General features: G+C 70.1%; 17 protein-coding genes. 11 read left to right on the forward strand and 6 right to left on the reverse strand.

All coding sequences use genetic code 11. From position 1 onward, the window contains the following. Nucleotides 1–53 precede the first annotated feature (53 nt). Together ACT86A_RS14845 and ACT86A_RS14850 are read right to left on the reverse strand one after the other, a co-directional pair. On the reverse strand, nt 54–392 hold the full coding sequence (locus ACT86A_RS14845; protein WP_445092697.1) for a hypothetical protein: 339 nt from the start codon (nt 390–392) through the stop codon (nt 54–56). A gap of 125 nt (nt 393–517) precedes the next feature. Next, nucleotides 518–2,668, reverse strand: coding sequence for an ATP-dependent DNA helicase UvrD2 (locus tag ACT86A_RS14850; RefSeq protein WP_445092794.1), 2,151 nt, complete (start codon nt 2,666–2,668; stop codon nt 518–520). Between the two features lie 148 nt (nt 2,669–2,816). Between ACT86A_RS14850 and ACT86A_RS14855 the strand changes: the two genes are divergently transcribed. Beyond that, entirely contained in the window at nt 2,817–3,047 is a 231-nt protein-coding gene (locus tag ACT86A_RS14855; RefSeq protein WP_445092795.1) for a mycoredoxin, read from the forward strand. A 46-nt stretch (nt 3,048–3,093) separates the two neighbouring features. Here ACT86A_RS14855 and nudC read toward each other — a convergent pair whose 3' ends face one another. From nudC to ACT86A_RS14875, 4 genes are all read right to left on the reverse strand, one after another. Beyond that, on the reverse strand, nt 3,094–3,999 hold the full coding sequence (gene nudC / locus ACT86A_RS14860; RefSeq protein WP_445092698.1) for an NAD(+) diphosphatase: 906 nt from the start codon (nt 3,997–3,999) through the stop codon (nt 3,094–3,096). A 46-nt stretch (nt 4,000–4,045) separates the two neighbouring features. Then, nucleotides 4,046–5,101: a potassium channel family protein gene (locus ACT86A_RS14865; RefSeq protein WP_445092699.1), complete on the reverse strand. Its 1,056-nt coding sequence runs from the start codon at nt 5,099–5,101 to the stop codon at nt 4,046–4,048. A 293-nt stretch (nt 5,102–5,394) separates the two neighbouring features. After that, on the reverse strand, nt 5,395–9,780 hold the full coding sequence (locus ACT86A_RS14870) for an ATP-dependent helicase (RefSeq protein ID WP_445092700.1): 4,386 nt from the start codon (nt 9,778–9,780) through the stop codon (nt 5,395–5,397). Nucleotides 9,781–9,856: 76 nt separating this feature from the next. Next, nucleotides 9,857–13,240 carry an ATP-dependent helicase gene (locus ACT86A_RS14875; RefSeq protein ID WP_445092701.1) on the reverse strand — a complete coding sequence of 1,128 codons (3,384 nt, stop codon included), beginning with the start codon at nt 13,238–13,240 and terminating at the stop codon, nt 9,857–9,859. A gap of 180 nt (nt 13,241–13,420) precedes the next feature. Between ACT86A_RS14875 and ACT86A_RS14880 the strand changes: the two genes are divergently transcribed. The 10 genes from ACT86A_RS14880 to ACT86A_RS14925 all read left to right on the forward strand — a co-directional run bounded on the left by ACT86A_RS14880 (nt 13,421) and on the right by ACT86A_RS14925 (nt 22,672). Continuing rightward, on the forward strand, nt 13,421–14,197 hold the full coding sequence (locus ACT86A_RS14880; protein WP_445092702.1) for an alpha/beta fold hydrolase: 777 nt from the start codon (nt 13,421–13,423) through the stop codon (nt 14,195–14,197). A 32-nt stretch (nt 14,198–14,229) separates the two neighbouring features. Further along, the gene (locus tag ACT86A_RS14885; protein ID WP_445092703.1) at nt 14,230–14,541 is read left to right on the forward strand and encodes an MGMT family protein; all 312 of its coding nucleotides are present in this window, start codon (nt 14,230–14,232) and stop codon (nt 14,539–14,541) included. A gap of 55 nt (nt 14,542–14,596) precedes the next feature. Then, entirely contained in the window at nt 14,597–15,352 is a 756-nt protein-coding gene (locus ACT86A_RS14890; protein ID WP_445092704.1) for a VOC family protein, read from the forward strand. 82 nt (nt 15,353–15,434) lie between these two features. Then, nucleotides 15,435–17,177 (forward strand): NTP transferase domain-containing protein, encoded by a 1,743-nt coding sequence (locus tag ACT86A_RS14895; RefSeq protein ID WP_445092705.1) that lies wholly within the window; start codon nt 15,435–15,437, stop codon nt 17,175–17,177. Nucleotides 17,178–17,717: 540 nt separating this feature from the next. Beyond that, complete coding sequence (locus ACT86A_RS14900) at nt 17,718–17,888, forward strand: hypothetical protein (RefSeq protein ID WP_445092706.1); 171 nt, start codon at nt 17,718–17,720, stop codon at nt 17,886–17,888. 192 nt (nt 17,889–18,080) lie between these two features. After that, a complete protein-coding gene (mtnA, locus tag ACT86A_RS14905; protein WP_445092707.1) occupies nt 18,081–19,880 on the forward strand; it encodes an S-methyl-5-thioribose-1-phosphate isomerase in 1,800 nt (599 codons plus the stop codon). Beyond that, on the forward strand, nt 19,877–20,452 hold the full coding sequence (locus ACT86A_RS14910) for a 1,2-dihydroxy-3-keto-5-methylthiopentene dioxygenase (RefSeq protein WP_445092708.1): 576 nt from the start codon (nt 19,877–19,879) through the stop codon (nt 20,450–20,452). Before mtnA ends, ACT86A_RS14910 begins: the two co-directional genes overlap by 4 nt. Then, nucleotides 20,449–21,141 (forward strand): acireductone synthase, encoded by a 693-nt coding sequence (mtnC, locus tag ACT86A_RS14915; RefSeq protein WP_445092709.1) that lies wholly within the window; start codon nt 20,449–20,451, stop codon nt 21,139–21,141. The genes ACT86A_RS14910 and mtnC overlap by 4 nt, the downstream gene beginning before the upstream one ends. A gap of 160 nt (nt 21,142–21,301) precedes the next feature. Next, nucleotides 21,302–22,462 (forward strand): Fic family protein, encoded by a 1,161-nt coding sequence (locus ACT86A_RS14920; RefSeq protein ID WP_445092710.1) that lies wholly within the window; start codon nt 21,302–21,304, stop codon nt 22,460–22,462. A gap of 21 nt (nt 22,463–22,483) precedes the next feature. Beyond that, the gene (locus ACT86A_RS14925; protein ID WP_445092796.1) at nt 22,484–22,672 is read left to right on the forward strand and encodes a Txe/YoeB family addiction module toxin; all 189 of its coding nucleotides are present in this window, start codon (nt 22,484–22,486) and stop codon (nt 22,670–22,672) included. Nucleotides 22,673–22,825 lie beyond the last annotated feature (153 nt).

Here is a 22,825-nt window from a genome sequence, read left to right on the forward strand (position 1 = left end):
GGCCACGGTTTCGCTGTCGTGCGATCCGTGGCCAGGAGGTCGGGAGGAGTTCCCTACCTAGGTCGACATCTGTGTCGAATCCTGTTCACGGTCGCTGGGTGTGCGGTGCGCAGGCGTGCTGCCCGCGGAATTGCTGGCTCGAAGCCGAACTCATCCGCGATGACGCCGACTGCTGCTTCGGCAGCCGTCGGGTGCCAGCCGTCGCTGGGCTTGCCCTGGATATGGGTGCGAACGGAGGACGGCATGGCAGTGGAATTCACTTTCGTGCCGAACACGCCGCGAGCACTGATTCCGGACAGGCCGATCCCCTGCAAAGCGAGGATCCCCCGGGAGGCCGCCATGGGCGCATACACCGCAACGCCATTGGCGTCGAAGTTCATGATGTTGTCCATTGCTCTGCCTCCCTCCTGTACTCGTTGGTGTCGGTGACGGTGTGTCGTGACTGTGCGCGCCGAGATGCCCTCCCGGTGCGTGAAATCCACCATAGGCAACTTCACCCACCGCGACAACCTATTTTCTACCTGCGGTTTTGTGATGTGGATCGAATCCGGGACGCGACGATCGCGAGCACGTCCGCGCCGAACTGGTCGATCTTCTTCGCGCCGATACCCGCGATCGAGGCCAGCGCGGCGTCGTCAGCGGGCAGTTGTTCGGCGATCGCGGTGAGCGTGGTGTCGGTGAAGACGACGAATTCGCGGACGCGCAACGCCTCCGCCTGCTCCGCGCGCCACTCTCGCAGTGCGGCAAGCAATTCCGCGTCCATCTCGGCTGGGCAGCGGCGGCATCGGCCGAGCATGGTCGGGTAGGTACCGATCAGCGGTTTGGCGCAGACCCGGCAGGTCGGCCGGGGTTGTCCAGACGCCGCGGCTACCGGTGCCGCGATCCGCGAGGCGGGCGAGTCGTCCGGGACCAGGCCGTTGAGGAACCGGGAGCGCCGCCGGGTGCGCCTGCCACCCTCGTTCCTAGCCAGTGCCCAGGACAACCGCAACTGCTCGCGCGCCCTGGTAACCCCGACGTAGAGCAGCCGGCGCTCCTCCTCCAAGGCGGCCGCGTCGGCGACCGACCCGTCATCGGCGAGGACGTGCTGGATGGGCAGGGTGCCATCGGAGAGACCGACAAGGAATACCGCGTCCCATTCCAGCCCCTTGGCCGCGTGCAAGGACGCCAACGTGACGCCTTGCACCGTGGGTGGATGCCTGGCCTCGGCGCGGGCGGCGAGTTCGCGCAACAACCCGGTCAGATCGAGACGATCGTCCTGGCCGACCAATTCCTCGGTCAGGCGCACCAACGCCACCAGCGAAGACCAGCGCTCCCGCGCCTGGGCACCCGCGGGCTCGGTGGCGGTGAGGCCGATCGGGGCGAACGCCGCGCGAACCAGTGCGACCAGGGCACTACCGCTGCGCGCCTGATCCGGTAGATCGTCACGGGTCGCGACCTGACGCAGCGCCTGCACCGCCTGCTTGACCTCGGCGCGCGCGAAGAAGCCCTCGCCACCGCGCACCTGGTAGGGGATGCCGCGCTCGGTGAGTGCCTGTTCGTAGCTCTCGGACTGGGCGTTGATCCGATAGAGCACCGCGATCTCGGCGGCGGGCGTGCCCGCTTCGATGAGCCGGGCGATCGCCTTGGCCGCTGCCGCCGCCTCAGCGGGAGCGTCGTCGTACTCGGCGAACGTGGGCTCGGGTCCGTCGGGCCGCTGCCCGATCAGTTGCAACCTGGTCCCCGCGATACGACCGCGTGCCGCGCCGATCACCCGATTGGCCAGCGACACCACCTGCGGAGTCGATCGATAGTCACGCTCCAGCCGCACCACGGCCGCGTCGGGGTATCGGCGGGAGAAATCGAGCAGGTAGTTCGGCGTGGCACCGGTGAACGAATAGATCGTCTGGTTGGCGTCGCCGACCACGGTGAGGTCGTCGCGGTCGCCGAGCCACGCGTCGAGCACCCGCTGCTGCAGCGGCGTGACGTCCTGATATTCGTCGACGACGAAACTGCGGTAGCGGCCACGGAATTCGTCGGACACCGCCGGATAGTCCTCCAGCACCGCCGCGGTATGCAGCAGCAGGTCGTCGAAGTCCAGCAGCAGCCCGTCCGGTGTGGCCTTGAGCTTCTCGTAACCGGCATACACGTCGGCGACGCGCATGGCGTCATACGGTGTCTCCCGGCGGCGCTCGGCGACCGCGGCCAGGTAGTCCTCCGGGGCGATGAGCGACGCCTTCGCCCATTCGATTTCGCTCAGCAGGTCACGAACGCTGTCGGTGGACGTGGCCAGCCCCGCCCGGTTCGCGGCCTGCGCGACGATCGGGAACTTGGCGTCGATCAACCGCCACGGCACGTCACCGACGACCTGCGGCCAGAAGTACTTCAGCTGTCGCAGCGCGGCCGCGTGGAACGTCCGCGCCTGCACCTTCGTGGCTTCGCCGCCGAGGCCGAGCGCACGCAACCGGGTGCGCAGCTCTCCCGCCGCTCGCGCGGTGAAGGTCACCGCGAGTACCTGGTCGGCCTTGACGTGCCCCTGCGCGACGAGATGCGCGATGCGGTAGGTGATGGTCCTGGTCTTGCCGGTGCCCGCCCCCGCGAGCACGCACACCGGACCGCGCGGCGCGCGCACGGCGGCGGCCTGCTCGGGATCGAGCTGGGCGGGATCGAGTGCGGGCACGGGGTCCATCATGGCAGCGTCCACCGACACACAGCGTGTCGCCTTCGCGCGCTGCCCGGCATCCGTGCCGGCACGTCCGAGCTGGAACAGTACGAGCTGGAACAGGGCGAGGTACTTCAGCGTTGCATCATCCGTGACTGACGCAAACCCCGCTGTGACGATGTACTCGACCACCTGGTGTGGCTATTGCCGCAGACTGAAGAAGCAGCTGCAGGAGGCCGGCATCAGCTACGCCGAAATCGACATCGAACAAGATCCGGTGTCGGCCGAGTTCGTCGGCAGTGTCAACGGGGGCAACCACGTCGTGCCCACCGTGAAGTTCGCCGACGGCTCCACCGCGACCAACCCGTCGCTGGCGGCCATCAAGCAAACCCTCGCCGATCTGTCCTGATCACCAGCTCCGCGTGGGCCGTGCCGGCCCGCGCGGCAGCGTGCGCTCAGTCGGTCGCCGCCCAGGATTCGACGATGGTGCGTGCGATGGAGATCGAACCGGGCAGCAGCAGGCGAGACTCCTCGCTGCGCATCGACCAGTCGCCCACCGACAGCGCCGCGCGCACCTGGGCGCGGGTGAACCAGTTGGCCTCGGCGATCTCGCCGTCGGAGAAAGCCAGCGGCTGATCGGGATCGGCGACCGCCGAGAAGCCGAGCATCAGTGAGCGCGGGAACGGCCACGGCTGGCTACCCAGGTAGCTGATCTCGCGTACGTCGAGGCCGACCTCCTCGCGCATCTCCCGCTCGACGCAGCGCTCCAGCGACTCGCCCGCCTCGACGAACCCGGCCAGCAGGGAAAACCGCGACGTCGGCCAGCTGTGCTGGCGCGCGAGCAACACCCGATCGCCGCCGTCGTGGATCAGGCAGATCACCGCGGGGTCGATCCGGGGGAATTCCTCATAACCGCTCTCGGTGACGCGCGACCACCCGGCCTTGGACACGGCGGTCACCGCGCCGTCCGCGCCGTTGAAGCCGGCCCGGTCGTGCCAGTTCAGCAGCGCGATCGCGGTGGAGAGCAAACCGGCGGTGCGGTCGTCGATGCCGGTGCCCGCGAGCGCGCGCAGGTCGGTGAGCGTCCCCTCCAGCTCCGGATCGCGGACCGCCCACAGGTGGGTGCCGTCCTCGATGCCGAGGAATACCGCGGCCGGGCTCGGCTGCGCGGACAACTCGAGCGCGGCGTCCAAGACCAGCGCGCCGGCATCGAAGCGCACCTCGCCGCGCCGATTGATCCGCAAGAGTTTCGCCTCGCTCCACCCCTCCCGCAGAGCTCCGGCATCGCTTCGGATCTCCTCCGCGCGATGGACGGCGGAACGGGACAGGAGCGGAACACCATTGAGCTGAAACGCAGGCACGGTTCGAGACTATCGCGCTCGAGTCACCGTCCTGCCCGCCGCGGTGTCATTTGCCCACTCGGCGAATGTACAGCAGCTTGTCGCCCGCCTCGATCGCGTCCACCTCGGGCTCACCGACGCGGACCAACACTCCGGCGCGCACCACACCCAGCACGATATCGCTGAGATGCCGTGGCGAACCGCCGATCTCGGCCGGCTCCACCTCGCGTTCGGCGACCGCGAACCCCTCCTGGGGCGTGAGCAGGTCCTCCATCATCTCCACCACGGTCGGCGTGGTCGTGGCGATGCCGAGCAACCGGCCCGCGGTCTCCGAGGACACCACCACCGAATTCGCCCCCGATTGCCGCACCAGGTGGGTGTTCTCCGCCTCGCGAACCGCGACCACGATCGCGGCGCTGCGGTTCAGCTCGCGGGCGGTCAGGGTGACCAGCACGGCCGTGTCGTCCCGGTTGGTGGCGACCACGACCGACGCGGCGTTCTGCACGCTCGCCAGCCGCAGCACATCGGACTGGGTGGCCGAGCCGTGCACCGTGACCAGCCCGGCGTTCGCGGCCGCTTCCAGGGCCACGACGTCGGTGTCGACCACGACGATGTCTCCCGGCTGCACCCCGTCGCCCAGCATGGCGTCGATCGCGGTCCTCCCCTTCGTGCCGTATCCGACGACCACGGTGTGATTGCGCACGCTGTGCCTCCATCGCTGAATCTTGAGAGCCTGCCGAGAGCGTTCCGTCAGCACGCTGAGCGTGGTTCCGACGAGGACGATCAGGAACAGGACGCGCAGCGGGGTGATGATGACGATGTTCACCAGCCGCGCCTCGGCCGTCACCGGGTGGATGTCGCCGTAACCAGTGGTCGACAGCGACACCGTGGCGTAGTAGAAGGCATCCAGTAACGACAGTTCATTACCCGAATTGTCGTGATAGCCATCGCGACCGAGATACACCACGACTGCGGCCAGGACCAGCAGCGCGGTCGCGAACAGCACCCGCCTGATCAGCGAAATCCACGGACTGATCTGCACTTCCGGGATGCGCAGCACCCCGACCAGCGCGAAATGCGGACGACTGGCCAACCCGAGGCTACGTGCTCGATCACCGAACACCGGACCCCCCGGTGTCCGTTTCCGCCGCACCTGCGACGGCGCGGGTTCGCAGCCCGGTCGTCGCGCGAGCGGGCAATGCTCGGTCTCGCTTCGTTCGGAAACCGGAGCGCGGCCCAGTGGCCGGGTGGCCGCTCGTGTCGGTCATCTCCGGTATTTCTAGTCGCTCCGGCACAGCACGGCAGCCTACTGTGTTCGCTCTTGCGGCGCCGACGGGCGGCGCTCGGAAGGATCGGCCGCACCTCGCGCGTGATGGCCGTGCGGCTACGCAGGCTCGGCGTTGTGGCTTGCGCCGATCACCCGGTCGCCGGCGGTGCCTCAACCGGCGCGGCATGCCTGATCAGCTCGGCCAGTTCGGCAGCGCCGGGCAGCGTGCCCGGCGCGATGGTGCGCCCGGTGCGTACATAGTGGAACGCGGCGCCGATCCGAGGCAGCATCTCCTGTTCGGATCGGCCCTCGCGCGCGGCCGTCAACCGCGCCCAGGCCAGCCGATAGACCGCCAGCTGCATGGCGACCGCCGGTTCCTCGGCGGGGCTCGGCTCGGCGCCGGTCTTCCAGTCGACCACGATCCAGCGCCCGCCGGGTTCGGCGAACACCGCGTCCATCCGGCCGCGGATCACGGTGCCCGCGATCGAGGTCTCGAACGGGATCTCGACCTCGATCGGGCTGCGGTTGGCCCACGGCGAATTCAGGAACGCCTCCTGCATCGCGGTCAGCTCGGTGTCCACCCCGGCATCGGCCGCGCTGTCGGCCGCGCCCGGCAATTCATCGAGGCCGAGCAGCCGGGTAGCGCCGAACCACCGCTGCACCCAGGCATGGAACGCGGTGCCGCGGCGGGCCAGCGGATTCGGCGGGTAGGGCAGCGGGCGGCGCAGGCGGGCAGCGAGTCGCGCCGGGTCGGCGCGCAGCTCGACCAACGCCGTCGCCGCGATCTGACCGGGCAGCTCGACCGCCTCGGCGGCGGCAGCGCTCCCCTGATGCTCGGCCAGCAGCGCGTCGACATCGGCGGCCCAGCCTTCGGGATCGTCCGGGTCCGGCGCGCGGTGTGCCGGCTCGAACGGACCGGCGTCTTCCGGTGGCGGTGCGGCGAATCCGGAGGCGAAGGCCGGCTCGTCAGCCGATAAATACTCCTCGACCGGGTCGGGTGCGGCGCCGTAGTAGGGCTCGAGATCCGCGTACGGGTCGGCGTATTCGGTTGTGGTGACATCGAAATCGGGCGGGTCGGCGAAATCGTCCCATGGGTCCGGCGGGAATTCGTCGTCTGGCGGGTAGGCGTGGATCGCGTCCTGGCCAAGGGCGCTGTCGTCGGTAGCGGGCGTATCCCCAGTCACTTCGCCGAGCGATTCGGCGCTGCGGGCGTCGCTATGACCGAGCGAACCGGCCGCACGCGCCGCCTCGAGCGAACGCGCGTCGCCCTCGTCGGCTTCGTCGTGGGATTCCGCGATACGGTCGGCCGTGGCGCTGTGCGCATTCCGGCCGCCGGGTGCGTCGGCTGGGCGCGCACGGAGATCGGCGAGGGCGGCGCGGACGAGCGCGGCGCCCTGTTCGATGGGGTGGCGGCGGGCACTGAGGGGGTCCCGGGGCCACTCGGCGGTGGCCGGGTTGTCCGTGAAGGGGTTGCCGGCGTCGGGCGCGGGCGGGTCGTCCCACCGGTCGACCGTCAGGACGTTGTGCGCAGGGTTGTCGGGGTCCTCGTTCGCGCGCTTCAACTCCAGCAGGAAATCCGAGGGCCCCTTCGGGGAGCTACCGGTCTCCGCCCAGTGGTGCGCCGAAACCAGCAGCACGCGTTCGGTTCTGGTGAGCGCGACGTAGAACAGCCGGCGTTCCTCGTCGATCCGGCGGCGTTCCAGCGCTTCTTTGTGCGCCTTGATCGCGCGGTCCAGGTCGGCGCGGTCGCACAGGTCGGTGAGGTCGAGCACCGGAACTCCGTCGGCCGCGTCGTCCTGCCTGCGGTCACCCCGCAAGGACGTGGGCAGCTCGGCGAGCGCGCCCAGCCAGGTGCCGGAACCGACCTTGGACGGGAACACGCCCTCCACCACGTGCGGGACCGCGACGATCTCCCACTCCAAGCCCTTCGCCGCGTGCACGGTCAGCACCTGAACCCGGTCCTTGGCGACTTCCACCTCGCCGGGTTCCAGCCCGTTCTCGACCTCCTCGGCCGCGGCGAGAAACGCGAGCAGCCCGCCGAGTGAGGCACCGGAGTCGGCGGCGTACCCGGCCACGACCTCGGCGAAAGCGTCCAAGTGTTCGCGTCCGGCCCCGGTCCCGGCCATGGCTCGGCGCGTCTGCGTCTCCACGCCGACGCCGATGGTGCGTTCGACATCGGCGACCAGTTCCGCCAAGGGCTGACCGCTGCGTTCGCGCAACGCGGCCAACTCCCGGCCCAGCTCCTCGATGCGGGCGAAGCCGGCATCCGAATATCGTTGTGCCGGACCGGGATCAGCGATCGCGTCGGCCAGACCCGCTTGTTCCGCCGGTTCCGGCGCCACCTCGCGCAGCGCCTCGTCGAGTGCGGCGCCGTCGGCGATCCCGGCCGCGGTGCCGGATGCCGGACGCTGGATCGACAAGTCCCTGGCCCGGCGAGCGAGCGCGGCGATGTCGGCGACACCGACGCGCCAGCGTGCGCCGGTCAGCACGCGCATCGCGGCGCTGCCCGAGCCCGGCTCGGCGATCAACCGTAAGGTCGCGACGATGTCGGCGACCTCCGGCGTGGCGAGCAGGCCGCCGAGCCCGACGATCTCCACCGGGAGTCCCTGCGCGCGAAGCGCTTCCGCGAGCGGCGCCGCATCAGCGTTGCGGCGCACCAGCACCGCCGAGGTCGGCGGCGGCTGTTGGTCCGCACGCCGGGCAGCCCACTGCGCGGCAATCCGCTCGGCCACCCACGCACGTTCGACGGCCACGGTCTCGGTCAGAGCCAGCGCGACGACACCCGGCGCCGCGTCGGGTTTGGCGCGCAACGCGTCGACGGTGCCGCCGCCGCCCTCGATCGCCTTGCGGCGCAAGGGTTCCGCGACCAGATTCGCCAGCGCCAGAGCTTCCGGCGGATTGCGCCAGCTGGTCAGCAACGCCAAGGTAGGCGCGGGAACGTCGGGCGCGCTCGGAAAATCGGTGGCGAATCTGGGCAGATTCGCCGCGGACGCGCCACGCCAGCCGTAGATCGATTGCATCGGATCGCCGACCGCGGTCACCGCCAGGCGCTGCCCGTCAGCCGGCTCGGGTGGTATCGACGGTTCGGACCGCCCGTCCGGCGCGCCGGTGCCCCGCCGCCGATGACCGGCGTGCGAGTCGTGCGCACCAGCACGCTCCGGCTGCCCGTCCCCGGTCCCCGCGTGGTCGTAGTCGTACGCACCGGCACGCTCCGGCTGCCCGTTCCCCACGTCGAAGTGGTCGTGGTCGTGCGCACCGGCACGCCCCGGCTGCCCGTTCCCCACGTCGAAGTGGTCGTGGTCATGCGCACCGGCACGCTCCGGCTGCCCGTCCCCGGTGCCCGCGTGGTCGTGGTCGTACGCACCGGCACGCCCCGGCTGCCCGTTCCCCGCGTCGAAGTGGTCGTGCGTACCGGTGCGCCGCAGCTGCCCCGCGCCGGACGTGGACTCCGACCGCGCATCCCGCTCGCGCGAATCGGAGCGCATCCGCGCATTGGGCGGCGCCACGTCCGGCGAACCAGGGGCATAGCTACCGGCAGGCGGCGGCGGATCGACCGGCGCGCGCGCTGCGTGCTCCCCCTTGTGCGCACCGACGCGGACGGGTGTGCTCGCGGGAGCCCAGTCCGGGCTCGCCGGCGATCCGCCGAACAGAGCGGCGAGCAGGACTCGCTGGGCATGGCCGGTGTCCTGATATTCATCGAGCAGGACCAAGCGGAAGCGGGCGCGTTCGGCCGCGGCCACTTCGGGGTGTTCGGCGGCCAGCCGCGCGGCGAGCGACATCTGCGCGCCGAAATCCAGTGCGCCACGGCGGCGCAGCGCCACGGTGAGCTGTTGCACCAGCGGCACCAGCGCCACCCGTTCCCGCTGCACCTGGACGATGTTCAGCAGAGTTTGGCTCGGTCCGCCGCGCTGGCGCGGACCCGCGGGCAGCGTGCGCACCAGCTTCTCCAGCTCGGTGTGCGCCTCGGCCAATTCCTCGGGCTCGACCAGATGTTCGGCCAGCTGCCCGGACAGCGCGAGCACCGCCTCGGTGACCGACACCGGCGTGCGTTCGGTGTCCAGATCGCCGTCCCAGGTCCGGACCACGTGGTGGGCCAGCTGCCAGAGCTGGGTTTCGGTGAGCAGCGTCGCCGCGGGTTCCACCGGGAGCAGCAGCCCGTGCTCGGTGAGCAACCTGCCCGCGTAGGAGTGGTAGGTGCTGATTTCCGGTTCCGCGCCGGTCAGCTGGGCGCGCAGCTGACCGGTCGGGTCGAGTTCGCGCAGCAGGGGCGCGCCGGCGAGCCGGGCCAGCCTGGTGCGGATGCGCGTGGTCAACTGCTGTGCGGCTTTGCGTGTGAAGGTCAGCCCGAGCACCTCGTCGGGCCGGACGATCCGGTTCGCGACCATCCACACCACGCGCGCGGCCATCGTCTCGGTCTTCCCCGCGCCCGCACCCGCGACCACCAGGGTCGGCCCGGGCGGCGACGCGATCACCGCCACCTGCTCATCGGTGGGCTGCGGCAGTCCCAGCGCCTGCGCCAGCTGATGCGGGGTCACTCGGCCGCCGGTCACGGTGGCGCCCCCGTGGTCGGCGGCGGCGCCACCGGCAACACGACTACCGCGGACATCGCGCTCACTCGTCCGTCACCTGCCTGCCCCGGTCCTGCACGGGGCAGCTGCCCGCGACCGCGCAGTGGCGGCACCCGTCGTTGCGCATGGCGAGGTAGCTGGGTCCCTGGCTGGCCGCGGCGGCGTCGTGGATCGTGTCGCGCCATTTGTCGAGAGCCTCCGCGTCCAGCGGGGGCTGCATGCGCTGGGTGGCGCCCTCCGTCTTGCTCGGTTTCGCGACGTACACCAAACGCGCCCCGCCTGGCTCGACTGTTGCGTTGGATTCGCTTGTGGCAGAGGTATTTTCGTTACCGGAATCGAGCGCGCCGTTGGCTGCGGCGACCTGGTAGGTCGCCAGCTGGGCATGATCGGCGGCGGCCTGCTTGGTGACCGGAGACTTGCCGGTCTTCACGTCCACGATCACGAAGCGGCCTTGCGCGTCCCGTTCCAGCCGGTCGACGCGGCCCCGGATCCGCACGGCGCGTTCGTCTTCCGCGCGCGCGGGCAGCACGCAATCGACCGGCACTTCGACACCGGCCTGGGTGAGTTCGCCGCGAGTATTGCGCACCCAGGCCAGGAAGGTCTCCAGCATCGCCTCGGCGCGGCGCAGCTCCTGCCGCGAATGCCAGCCGGTACCGGGATCTACCGTCTGCCAGGCGCGATCCAGCGCCGCACGCACCTGCGCCTCGGGCACGTTGCCGGCCAGCGCCTGCACCAGCGTGTGCACCAGGTTGCCCTTGACCGCGTGCGGGTTGTCGCCGTCGGTGCCGCCGTGGCGTTCCAGCGCCCAGCGCAGCGGACAAGTACGCAGCAGTTCGACGGTGGAGGGTGACAGCGCCACCGCGCCGTCGTCGTCGGTCCACAGCGGACGCCGCGAGCTGAGGTCGGCGGTGCCGTACCAGTCGTCGGGATGGCTACCGCGCACACCCGCGTCCGCCAGCCGCGCCAGCTGAGCCGCGGCCCGCCGCTTGCGATCCGGATCGGCGTCCGGATCGCAGACGACGCCGCGCAATTCGGCCACCAGAGAGTGCATCACCAAAGCACGCCCGGGGTCGACCACGGGCAGCGCGCCGGGTTCGCCGTCGTCGTCGTGCCCGAGCAGCTCGGCGAGAAAGCGTGACGGCACCAGGTCGCGTTCCCCCGAGACCGATTCCACGGCCGTCACCAGCAACGATCGTCGGGCCCGGCTGCACGCGACGTACAGCAGCCTGCGTTCCTCGGCGAGGATCGGCGCCGCGCGGCTGACCCGCTCCCCGGCATCGGACACGCCCGCGACGAGATCGACCAGGTCCTCGGTGTGCAGCAGCGTGCCCCGCGAGCGTGGGTTGGGCCAGATCCCTTCCTGAACGGCGGCGACGGCGACCACGTCCCACTCCCGTCCGGCAGCGGCGTGCGCGCTCAACAACGCGACCGCCTCGCCCGGCGCGGTGCGGGGTGCGGCATCGTGCGGAATCTCCTGCTGCGAAAGGTAATCGACGAAACCTTCGATACTGGCCCGTGGCAGCCGATCGACGTAGGCGGCGGCAGCATCGAACAGCGCTACCGCGGCGTCCAGATCGCGGTCGGCCTGCATGCCGACCGCGCCGCCGCGGTTCGATTGACCCACCCAGCGCCGTTCCAGGCGGGAACCGGTCCACAGCGCCCACAACACGTCCTCCAGGCCCGCGCCACGTCCCCGCACCGTGCGCGCCCGGTTCAGCGCGTCCAGCACCCGGCGCAGCGGCGCGGCCTCGACCTCGGTGAGCCGGCTCAGGATCGCCGCGTCACCGGCTCCGATGAGCAGTTCACGCAGCACCTGCGCGGAGGGACGGTCGATGTCCGCGTCTCGATCCGGCGGCGAATCATCGGGCGTCTCGGCGGTTTTCGCCCCGGATCCGGAGACCTGGACAGCCGCGCGCCGGATGCCGCGCCGCAGGCGGCGCAGGGAGATCTGATCGGCCCCGCCGAGCGGCCCGGCCAGCAGGTCGAGCGCATCCTCCGGCTCGAACTGCGGCTGCGCTGCGTGCCCTGCGGCCTCGCCCGCCAGCAGGGCACGTAGCGCGAGCAGCATCCACGCCGCGCCGCGCCTGCGCGCCAGCGGCGTGTCGAGCGCGGGCTGCTGCACCGGCACGCCCGCTGCGAGCAGGGCGCGGCGCAGCGGCGCCAACGACAGCGGGACCGAACGGACGATCACCGCCATCCGCGACCACGGCACCCCGCCCGTGAGGTGCGCGCGGCGCAGATGGTCGGCGATGAGCGCGGCCTCTTTCGCGGGTGTGGCGAGCACGCGAACCCGCACCTCGGCGCCGTCGTCCGGCGTTGCCGCCTGCTCGGGCACCGGAAAGCGCTGCGGCGCAGCGCCCGGCAGCCGGGCGGCGATTCGCGCGACCGCCAGCTGCAGCTGACCGCTGAGCCGATGGTTGTCCCGCAGCACGAGGCGCTGCCCATCCGGCACGTCCAGGTCGGCGACGAACCGCGCGTCCGCACCGCGGAAGGCGAAGACGGCCTGATCGGGATCGCCTACGATCACCGTGGTCCGCGCGCTGCGCCCGATCGCCTGGACCAGGATCGCCGCCTGTGGGTCGAGGTGCTGGGCGTCGTCGACCAGCAGGTATCTGATCCGGGCGCGTTCGGCGGCAAGCAGGTTCGGGTCGGCGGCCAGCGCGTCCAGCGCCGCGCCGACCAGTTCGGCGGCGTCCAGCGCGGGCGCTGTCGCTTCCGGCGCCTCGACGCCGACCGACCAGCGCAGCAGCATCGTCTGTTCGTAACGCAAGGCGAATCTGCCCGCCGCCACCCACTCCGGCTTGGCCTGCTCGCGGCCGAGCCGGACGAGGTCCTCCGGCCCGATACCGCGCTCGGTGGCGCGGAGCATGAGATCACGCAACTGCTCGGCGAATCCGCCGAGCGCCAGCGCGGGCCGCAGTCGCTCCGGCCACAAGCCGTCCGCGCCCTCGGCGATATCCGCCAAGTCGCCGCGCAGCATTTCGCGCAGCACGGCGTCCTGTTCGGCACCGGTCAGCAAACGGGGCGGCGGGTTGCCGTGCGCTATCGCGTGCCTGCGCAGCACGGAGAAGGCATACGAGTGCACCGTGCGCACGAGTGGCTCCCGCGTGGCGCCGGGCACACCCCCCTCGGCACCGGGCTCGGATCCGGCCAACCGCGCGGTGATGGCGTCGCGCACCGCGTGGGCCGCCTGCTTCGAATGGGCCAATACCAGCACGGATTCGGGATCGGCCCCGGCGGTGATGCGTGCGGCCGCGATATCCACGAGCAAGGACGTCTTGCCCGTGCCCGGGCCGCCGAGCACCTGCCAGGGCCGCTGTCCCGGGCGCGGCGGCTCCTCCTCGGCCGCGGCGTCCACGAGCGCGCGAACGTCGACGCCCCAGTCTCGCGGCCGGGGCGCCACCACATTCCGGCGAACAAGTCGCACCGCGCCATCCGATCGCACCACGCGGGCTATTTCAACAGACGCGACCGACACGCCGGTACGGCCCTCCGCACAACCGGCGCGGCAGGCCGAAGACACAGTGCACACTCGCGCCACGACGCAGCCGAACGCCGGCGAGGGGCGCGGTCGTGCGCGATCGCGATGCAGGTCCACAATGAGCCGGTGTCTGTTCTGAATGTCCATCGGTTCGGTCCGACCACCGGACCGTTGGTGCTCGCCCTGCACGGCGTGACCGGTCACGGCAAACGCTGGGAAGACCTGGCCACCCGGCATCTGCCCGACGTCCGCGTGCTCGCCCCCGACCTGCGCGGACACGGTCGCTCGACCGGGCTGCCGCCATGGAACTTCGAGACCATCGTCGCCGATCTCGTCGAACTGCTCGCGGCGGAGGCCGACGGACCGGTCGTGGTGGTGGCGCATTCGTTCGGCGGTGCGTGCGCACTGCATCTGGCGCAGCGTCATCCGGACTTGGTGCGCAAGCTCGTGCTGCTCGATCCGGCCATCGCGCTGGAGCCGGAATGGCTCAGCGAGATCGCGTTGTCCACGCTGGTCTCGGCCGACTACGACAGCGTCGAGCAGGCCCGCCAGGACAAGCTGGACACCGGGTGGGGGGATGTGGCGCCGCGGCTGCTGGAGGCCGAACTCACCGAACATCTGATGCCGACCGCCGATGGGCGTTTCGGCTGGCGGATGAGCCTGCCTGCGGTCAACTCCTACTGGGGCCAGCTGGCCCGCCACTGGGTGCTGCCGCCGGTCGAGCTGCCCACCGTTCTGGTCCAGGCGATGAAAGTCCATCCGCCGTTCGTCACGCCGGAGTTCCGCGCGGCGCTCACCGAGCACATGGGCGCCAACCTGACCGTGCTCGAATGGGATTGCGATCACATGGTCGCTCAGGCGTATCCGGCCGAGACCGGCGAACTCGTGCGCTCGGTGCTCTGATCGGCGATTCCGACGACCGATGCCGACGACCGATGCCGACGACTGACGCCCAGATCGAGCAGGTGCGCGCGCTGGTGGCATCGATCCCGCCCGGCCGGGTGGCCACCTACGGCGACATCGCGGCCGCCGTCGGCCTGTCCACGCCGCGCACGGTGGGCTGGATCATGCGCACCGACGCCGCCGACCTGCCCTGGCACCGGGTGCTCGGCGTGAGCGGCCGACCGGCCGCGCACCTGGCCGATCGCCAGCTGCGCCTACTCGCCGACGAGGGCGTGCCGGTCCGCGACGGTCGCGTCGACCTGCGCGCGGCCCGCTTCTCGTTCCCCGATCGCCCGGACCGGTGAACGCGGCCTGCCGGAAAGAACTCCGCGATCGACCGTTGGCCAGTACCGTTGGCCCATGCCCACCCGCCTGGCGTGTGTCGTCTTCGATGCCGACCGGCCGCGGTCGGTCGCGGACTTCTGGGCCGAACTGCTCGGGTGGAGCGTGATCCTCGAGGGTCCGGACCGCGTGGACGTCGCGGCCGCCGAGGCCGACGGCCCCGGCCCGGCGCTGTCCTTCCTGCCCGCGCTGCGGGCCAAGATCGGCAAGAACCGCCTGCACCTCGACCTGGCCACCCGCTCGCTCGAGCACCAGCGCACCCAGGTGGACCGGGCGCTGGCACTGGGGGCGCGACCAGTGAACATCAGCCAGGGCGCGGTGCCGTGGACGGTGCTCGCCGATCCGGAGGGCAACGAGTTCTGTGTACTCGAACCCAGGGAGCAGTACGTGGACACCGGCGCCGTTGCGGCGATCGTGGTCGACACGCGCGACCCGGCGCGGGTGGCCGAATTCTGGTCGGTCGCCACCGGCTGGCCGTTCGCACACCGTGGCGCGCGACTGGCGGGGCTGCGTGCGCCGTCCGGTCTCGGCTCCTGGCTGGAGTTCGTGCAGACCCCGGACGCCGGGTCCGGCCGCACCAGGCTGCATCTGGATCTCACCTCGCTCGCGGCCGACGATCAGGCCGCCGAGCTGGCCAAACTGCATGCCGCCGGCGCCACCCCGGTCGATCGGGCCGCCCCGGCGCCCGACCGCGAGACCGATCTCGTCCTCGCCGACCCGGAGCACAACGAGTTCCGCCTGCTACGGTCCGCTCGATCCTGGTCGAACGCCTGATCAGCGCCGTCCGCTGCGGGGCTTCCCGGCACCGACGAATTAGCATGGCCGCCATGGTGTACATAGCTCGAGGTCGTGGCGCGTGACGGCCACCGACGCGATCGTGCTCGCGGGCGGCCGGGCCAGCCGGATGGGCGGTGTGGACAAACCCGCGATCATCATCGGCGGCCGGTCCATGCTCGAGGTGTCGCTGGCCGCGGTCGCACCCTGCGCGCACACGGTGGTCGTCGGTCCGCACCGACCCGAGCTGTCGCCGGAGATCATCCAGGTCAGGGAGGTGCCGCCGGGATCGGGGCCGGTGGCCGCGATCGACACGGGGTTGCGCGCGCTCGGCTCCGCCGCGCCGCTGGTGGTGGTGCTCGCCGCGGATCTGCCGTTCCTGTCGGAGGGGGCGATCGCCGAACTCGTGCGACACGCCACCGAGTCCGGCGCGGATGCGGTCTTCGCGGCCGACGAATCGGGCCGGCCGCAATACCTGCTCGGCGTGTGGCGGCGCTCGGCGCTGGCGGGCGCGCTGAACGGGCTCGGCGCGCTGATCAATCAGCCGATGAAGGCCCTGGTGCCCGCCGACGCCGCGATCATCCCGCTGTCCGGAGTCGGGGACTGCGACACCGAGGAGCAGGTGCGGCAGGCCCGGGCCGCGGTCGAAGCACCGCGCAGCTATCCGCCGCTCGACCTCGCGCAGGCGCGCACCATCGTGCGGGGCGGACTCACCCGGTTGATCGCGTACGAGGCCGACCTGCGTTCGGTGACCGGCGCCGCGCTCGCGGGCGGGCTGACGGCGGCCGGGCCGCTGCCCCGGTTCGACGTGTCCGCGATGGACGGCTACGCGGTGGCCGGCGACGGGCCGTGGCGCTTACGCCGCGATATCGGCTTCGCGGGCGGGCGGCGTCCGGTGGGGCTGCTGTCCGGCGAGGCGGTGCGGATCGCGACCGGCGCGCACGTTCCCGATGGCACCACCGGTGTGCTGCGGGACGAGTTCGCGCAGATCGCCGACGACACCCTCCAGCGGCTGCCGGACACCGCGCCGCGCGACGACATCCGCCGCCGCGGTGAGGACCGTGCGCTCGGCGATCTGGTCGCGCCGGAGGGCACGCCGGTCACCGCGGCGCTGATCTCCGCGGCCGCGAGCGTCGAGGTCACCACGGCGCGGGTGCGCGGCCCGGTGCGCGCGCGCATCGTCATGACCGGTGACGAGATCCGCAGCGAGGGTCCGCTGCAGGCCGGCCAGACCCGCGACTCGATCGGCCCGATCCTGCCGGGGCTGCTGTCGTGGTATGGCATTCGCGCGGCCGATCGGGTGCACCTGCGCGACACTCCACACGGCTTCGACGAAGTCCTGGCCGCCGCGCTGAACGGCGACCTCCTGGTGATCGTCGGCGCGACCGGCGGCGGGGCCGCCGATCAGCTGCGTGCCGCGCTGGCCCGAGCCGGCGCCGAAATCCTCGTGCCGCGTCTGCGGCTACGTCCCGGCGGTTCCACCATCGTCGCCGAGCTAGCCTCCGGCACGACGGTGCTCGGCCTTCCCGGCAATCCGCTCGCCGCCGTCGCGACGCTCATGGCGCTGGCGCCCGCGATCGTCGAGGGACGTACCGGCGCGGCACCGGCGCGTCCGCTGCGCGGGCCGCTGCGCAACGCCGCGGCGATCGCGGGTCAGGTACCGCGTATCGTCCCGGCCCGTGCCGCCGACGAGGGCGGATGGGTCGGCGACGCGACTATTCGCACCGCCCATCTGGGGGGACTGGTCGATCGCGACGGCCTCGTCATCGTCCCACCTGGCGCCATCGACGACACGATCGTGGAATTCCTCCCGCTGCGCTACTGAGCGTCGAGAAGACGTCCGGCATGTCCTCGAGCCCGCGGACCGCTGCGATCCATCAGCCTCGGGGAGAACGAAAATGGCTGTGATACTTGGGATTCCGACCATAGCACTTGAGTGTCACGCATCCCACTCGCTACCCAGCCCGCAAGTCTCATGGAACCTATTGCGCCGCAATCCGTTTCATGTTGCTACGACAGGACCCCAGGCGATCGACCGGATGAACTCCGACAGCGGAATTGAATTGGTCGCCGAATAAAGCGTCCGCGTTCAGCGGAACCATACGGCCACCCAGGAACCCCACGAGTGGTCTGATTACATTTCGATAGAGTCGGGCACGAAAGGCCCTAGAAAATGTATCATGCTTCGCCCACCGAGCCGGATTAGCTATTGAATACCTGCATCAATAACGCTTCTACCTGGTGCAATACAAACATTCGGCCGCTGAGGACCATATTTTTCACTTTCTCTTCCGTTGGCCATATCTGCTCGCTATCGTTTGAGTTGTTAGGCGAATATCAATCCCCCGGAAAGGACCGTGTGGAGATGGCTGAAAAGTCGAAGAAAACGCCTAAGAAAATGCCGAAGCAGATGCCGAGGCAGCAGCAGCAACAGCGCCAGGAGCAGGGCATGCCCGAAGGCGCGAACCCGGAAAGCCGTCGGGGCAGCAAGCCCGAGGCCGACCGGCGCGGCGAGCAGGACCGCCGCTACAGCTGATCTGCGCCACGCCGCGCCGCCGGTCCCCCACTCCTCCCGGGGCCGGCGGCCGCGGTCTGTTCGTCGCGCGAACGCGCCCAGAAGCCGCGCGCCGACGCGCCAGGGGCGGCCTGACGCGATTGCGGGCAAACCCGCGCTGTCCGATACCGTCGACCAGGCACGACCCGGTTCGACGCGATAAGGATGCGCCTGATGGACGACAGCTCTCTGGTCTGGGACGACGGCGCGCTCGTCACCATCGACCAGCGCGGACTGCCACACGAGGTGCGTGAGCTCCGGCTGAGCACGGTCGACCAGATCATCGAGGCGATCCGAACGCTGGCCATCCGCGGCGCGCCCGCCATCGGCATCGCCGGGGCGTTCGGTGTGGTCATCGCCACCGCCGCGCACACCGTCGCGGGCGTGGTCGACGAGACCGCGGTGCAGGCCGAGGCGGATCGGATCGCCGCCGCCCGCCCGACCGCCGTCAACCTGGCCTGGGCGGTGCGACGGGTCCGGGCGAAGGTGGCGGGTGGCGCGGACGCGGTGCTCGCCGAAACGCTCGACATGCTGGCCGAGGACGGCCGGGTGAACCGGGCCGCCGCCACCCACGCCGCCGACCTGGTGCAGCGGCTGTGCCCCGGCCGGCCGCTGCGGGTACTCACCCACTGCAACACCGGCAGGCTCGCGACCAGCGCGTTCGGCACTGCGATCGGCACGGTACGGGTCCTGTTCCAGCGCGGCGCGATCGAGCAGGTCCTGGTCGACGAGACCCGCCCGTTGTTGCAGGGCGCGCGCCTGACCACCTGGGAACTCGCCGAGGCGGGTATCCCGCACCGGCTGACGATCGACTCCGCGGCGGCGTGGGCGATGGCGACCGGGCAGGTCGACTGCGTGCTCGTCGGCGCCGATCGGGTCACCGCCAACGGCGACGTCGCCAACAAGATCGGCACCTACGGCCTCGCGCTGGCCGCCCGGCAGCACAGCATTCCCTTCATCGTGGTCGCCCCGGAGTCGACCCGCGACCCCGATATGGCCACCGGCAGCGAGATCGTCGTGGAGCAACGCGCGGCCCATGAGGTCACCGGATTCGGCGGTGTGGCAACGGCTCCCGCGGGAACCGAGGTCTTCAATCCGGCCTTCGACGTGACGCCGGCCGAGCTGGTGACGGCGGTGGTCACGGAGAACGGCGTGGTGCACCGCAATGATCATTCGCGCGACGCCACGATCGCGGTCGACCCCCGTGAGCTCCGAACGGGTCCGTCGCACGACGCGGCGACCGGGGACGTCCCTGCCGAACCCCGAGCCGGCGCCGCACCCAGCGCGGCGACCACGGACGATCCTCGCCGGTCGCGAACCGCCCCCTCGCCAGGCGCGGCGATCGCGGAGGTAGCCCGCGAGCTCTACCGGCGCGGATGGATGCCGGGAACCGCGGGCAATATCTCGGTCCGCACCGGCGCGACCGCCGTTGTCACCGGCAGCGGGCTGTCCAAAGGCGAGCTCACCGAGCGCGACATGGTGACCGTGCGGGTCGCGGACTCGGCGCCGATCTTCGACCACGGGCGCAAGCCCTCGGCGGAGACAACGATCCACACCGCCATCTACCGGACCCGTCCCGCGCAATCGGTGGTGCACATCCATCCGCCGTTCGCCACCGCGTTGGCCACCCGCGCAGCGCTGCCCGGCACGTTGAGCACCCTTCGGATCACCGACTACGAGCTGATCAAGGGTCTCGGCGGCGGTGACCCGGCCGTCGTCGACATCCCGGTGTTCCCGAACTGGCCCGACGTGCCCAGCATCGGCGCGGACATCGAGCGCTACCTGCTCGAGCACCCCGACGCCGCGCCGGTACTGTTCATCGCCGGGCACGGGATCACCGCATGGGGGGATAATCTCGCTCGAGCGCGCGATCGCGCCGAATGCCTGGAAGCGTTGTGCGAGCTCGTGTCCCGCACCGGCAGCCCGGCGGCATTCGGCCCGCGCGACGACATTCTCGAGATTGGACTGACATGACCCTGTTGCAGGTGATGGCCGCCGACAACCCGGCCGACGTGCGGGTACGCACCACCGACGACGAGCTGATCGGCACCGAACTGGCCCGGCACGGCATCACTTTCGGCCGTTGGCCGGTAGTCGAGAACGCCGCGTCGGTGTCTTCCGACGACCTGCTCGCCCACTACGCGAGCAACGTCGCCGCCTTGAACGAGTCCGGCCGCTACCAGCACATCGACATCGCCCGCATCCATCCCGACGACGCCGACCCGAACTGGCCGCAGGTCGCCGCGGGCGCACGCGGCAAGTTCCTCGACGAGCATCGGCACGCCGAGGACGAGGTGCGTTTCTTCGCCGCCGGACGCGGCTGCTTCTACCTGCACCTGGGCCACGAGGTCCTGGCGGTGGTCTGCGAAGGCGGCGACCTGCTCTCGGTGCCCGCGGGCACGCTGCACTGGTTCGACATGGGCGAGCGCCCGGACTTCATCGCCATCCGCTTCTTCGAAGAAGCCGACGGCTGGGTCGGCGACTTCACCGGCGACCGGATCAGCAGCGGCTTCCCGCCCCTCGACGAGCTGCTCACCACGCCGTGATCACCGCCATCGTCCTCGACATCGAAGGCACCACCAGCCCTACCGCCACCGTCCGCGAAGACCTCTACGGCTATACCCGCCAACGACTTCCGGCCTGGCTGGCGGAAAACAGCGCCGGGCCGGCAGCATCCGTACTGACCGCGACCCGCGACCTGATCGCACGCCCGGACGCCGACCCGGCCGAAGTCGCCGCGATCCTGCGCGACTGGCTCGACACCGACGTCAAAGCCGAACCCTTGAAGACCGCCCAAGGCCTGATCTGCGCCGAAGGCTTCCGCACCGGCGCCCTGCACGGCGAGTTCTTCCCGGACGTACCACCCGCACTCGAGGCATGGCACGCCGCCGGCCTCGCGCTTTACATCTACTCCTCAGGATCGATACGCAATCAACAAGATTGGTTCGCCTTCGCACGCAACGGCAGCCTATCCGGGTTGATCAGCGGGTACTTCGACCTGTCCACCGCAGGCAGCAAACGCGATTCCGCTTCCTACGACAAGATCGCCGACACCATCAGCACACCACCCGACAACATCCTGTTCCTCTCCGACCACCCCGACGAACTCGACGCCGCCGTCACGGCAGGCTGGCGGGTCATCGGACTGGCCCGCCCCGGCGAGCCCAATCCCCCACGTCCACCACACCATTGGGTCGACACATTCGCCGACATCAACCCGGTCGACCAGCGCTGACTTCCATCGCCCCAGCTGCGCAGCGGTGCGCAGATCGAGGGTGGCGAGCAGCGCCGTCGTTCTCGACATAGGTCACCATCCACTTTTCGAAGTCTTCACGGTTGCTCGGCCAACCTGCGCCAACGGTCAAGCACATGACGGTGCCGCCAAGATTGACGCAATGATTACGTCACCCTATGGTTGCGCTGTGCTGTTCCCGACACCCTCCCTGACCGTCGCCGATATCCGTGTCCTCTCCGAGGTGGAGCGGATGCGCGCGGAACTACGCCATGAGCTTCAGGCCAAACCCAGCAAATGGGCAGGTGGCCTCCGCGAGTTCCTCACCGCGGACGCCGTTGCGGCCTCGAACTCCATCGAAGGGTTCAGGGTCTCGACCGTCGACGTGGAAGATCTGATCGCAGGCGAACGGGACGTTGAGGTCTCCGAGGAAAACAAGGCCGAAACGCTCGCCTACGAGCGGATGATGACCTACATACAAACGCTGCATGACGTAGATGATTTCGCCTACAGCAATGGCTTCCTCAACGCGCTGCATTGGATGCTGCAAGGGCACCGGCACACCGAACGCCGCCCGGCCGGGCAGTGGCGCCGCGGCCCCGTGTACGTGACGGACCCCCGCGACCCGAGTATCGCCGCCTACACCGCCCCCGACGCCGATCAAGTGCCGGCGTTGATGGGAGAGCTCACCGACTGGCTCAACTCCGATGACGGCACGCATTCGCTGGTGCGCGCCGCGATGGCCCACTTGCATCTCGTGGCCATCCACCCGTGGGCGGACGGCAACGGACGGATGTCACGATCACTGCAAACATTGATGATCGCGCGGGAAGGTGTTCTCGCACCGGAGTTTTCGTCCGTCGAAGCGTGGCTCGGCAGACCTGGCAATACCTGGGAGTACTACCAGGTGCTCGGCCGTCGGGGCAGTACTTATCGGCCAGATCAGGACGTGTCCGAATGGATTCGGTTCAGCTTGGCCGCCTACCACCAGCAGGCCCAAACCGTACATGCCCGTTGGGTTCGGTCCGGCGCAGTGTGGACAATGCTCGAGGAATACGTCACGGGTATCCGCCTGGATGAAAGAGTCGTCAGCGCATTGCACGATGTCGCGATGTCCCGCAGGGTCCGCCGAACTCGCTACGAACAGGCCGAAGGACTGAGCCTTCAACAGGCACAACGCGATCTGCGCGACCTCGTCGCACTGGGGGTGCTCGAGCCGGTCGGCCGCACCCGAGCTCGCTTCTACACTGCTGGACCGGGCTACCCGATAGACGTGCTGGAAGTCGCAGGCACCCCGGTCAGCCTGGAAGACCCCTACCGATAGCAGCGCCAGCCGCCTTCGCACCTGAAGTCCGCGAACAAGATGATCGCTGCCGCGCTCGCCGATCCGTTCTCCGGCGTCGGGAAACCGGAACCACTACGGCATCAGCTCGCTGGGCATTGGTCACGGCGTATCACCCAAGAACATCGCCTCGTCTACAAAGTGACCGACACCGAGTTGATCGTGGTTGCGGTCGGTGGCCACTACAACTGAATCGGTCGGCGCTGCCCAGTCACCGCAGCGCACTCCGAATTCCTTCCCAGACGTCGTCCCTTGATGCAGCCGAATCCGTGGCGCCTCCTTGGTGCCCATGGCTTACATTCCAGCGCCAAAACTCGACGAGAATGTAAGTAAATATGCCTTAGA

It is taken from the genome of Nocardia glycosmidis, assembly GCF_052545115.1.

Coding starts and splice junctions, on each gene's coding strand:
- ACT86A_RS14845 (WP_445092697.1), bottom strand. CDS start 392: ATGGACAACATCATGAACTTCGACGCCAATGGCGTTGCGGTGTATGCG.
- ACT86A_RS14850 (WP_445092794.1), bottom strand. CDS start 2,668: ATGATGGACCCCGTGCCCGCACTCGATCCCGCCCAGCTCGATCCCGAG.
- ACT86A_RS14855 (WP_445092795.1), top strand. CDS start 2,817: ATGTACTCGACCACCTGGTGTGGCTATTGCCGCAGACTGAAGAAGCAG.
- ACT86A_RS14885 (WP_445092703.1), top strand. CDS start 14,230: ATGCCGACGACTGACGCCCAGATCGAGCAGGTGCGCGCGCTGGTGGCA.
- ACT86A_RS14890 (WP_445092704.1), top strand. CDS start 14,597: ATGCCCACCCGCCTGGCGTGTGTCGTCTTCGATGCCGACCGGCCGCGG.
- ACT86A_RS14900 (WP_445092706.1), top strand. CDS start 17,718: ATGGCTGAAAAGTCGAAGAAAACGCCTAAGAAAATGCCGAAGCAGATG.
- mtnA (WP_445092707.1), top strand. CDS start 18,081: ATGGACGACAGCTCTCTGGTCTGGGACGACGGCGCGCTCGTCACCATC.
- ACT86A_RS14910 (WP_445092708.1), top strand. CDS start 19,877: ATGACCCTGTTGCAGGTGATGGCCGCCGACAACCCGGCCGACGTGCGG.
- ACT86A_RS14920 (WP_445092710.1), top strand. CDS start 21,302: ATGATTACGTCACCCTATGGTTGCGCTGTGCTGTTCCCGACACCCTCC.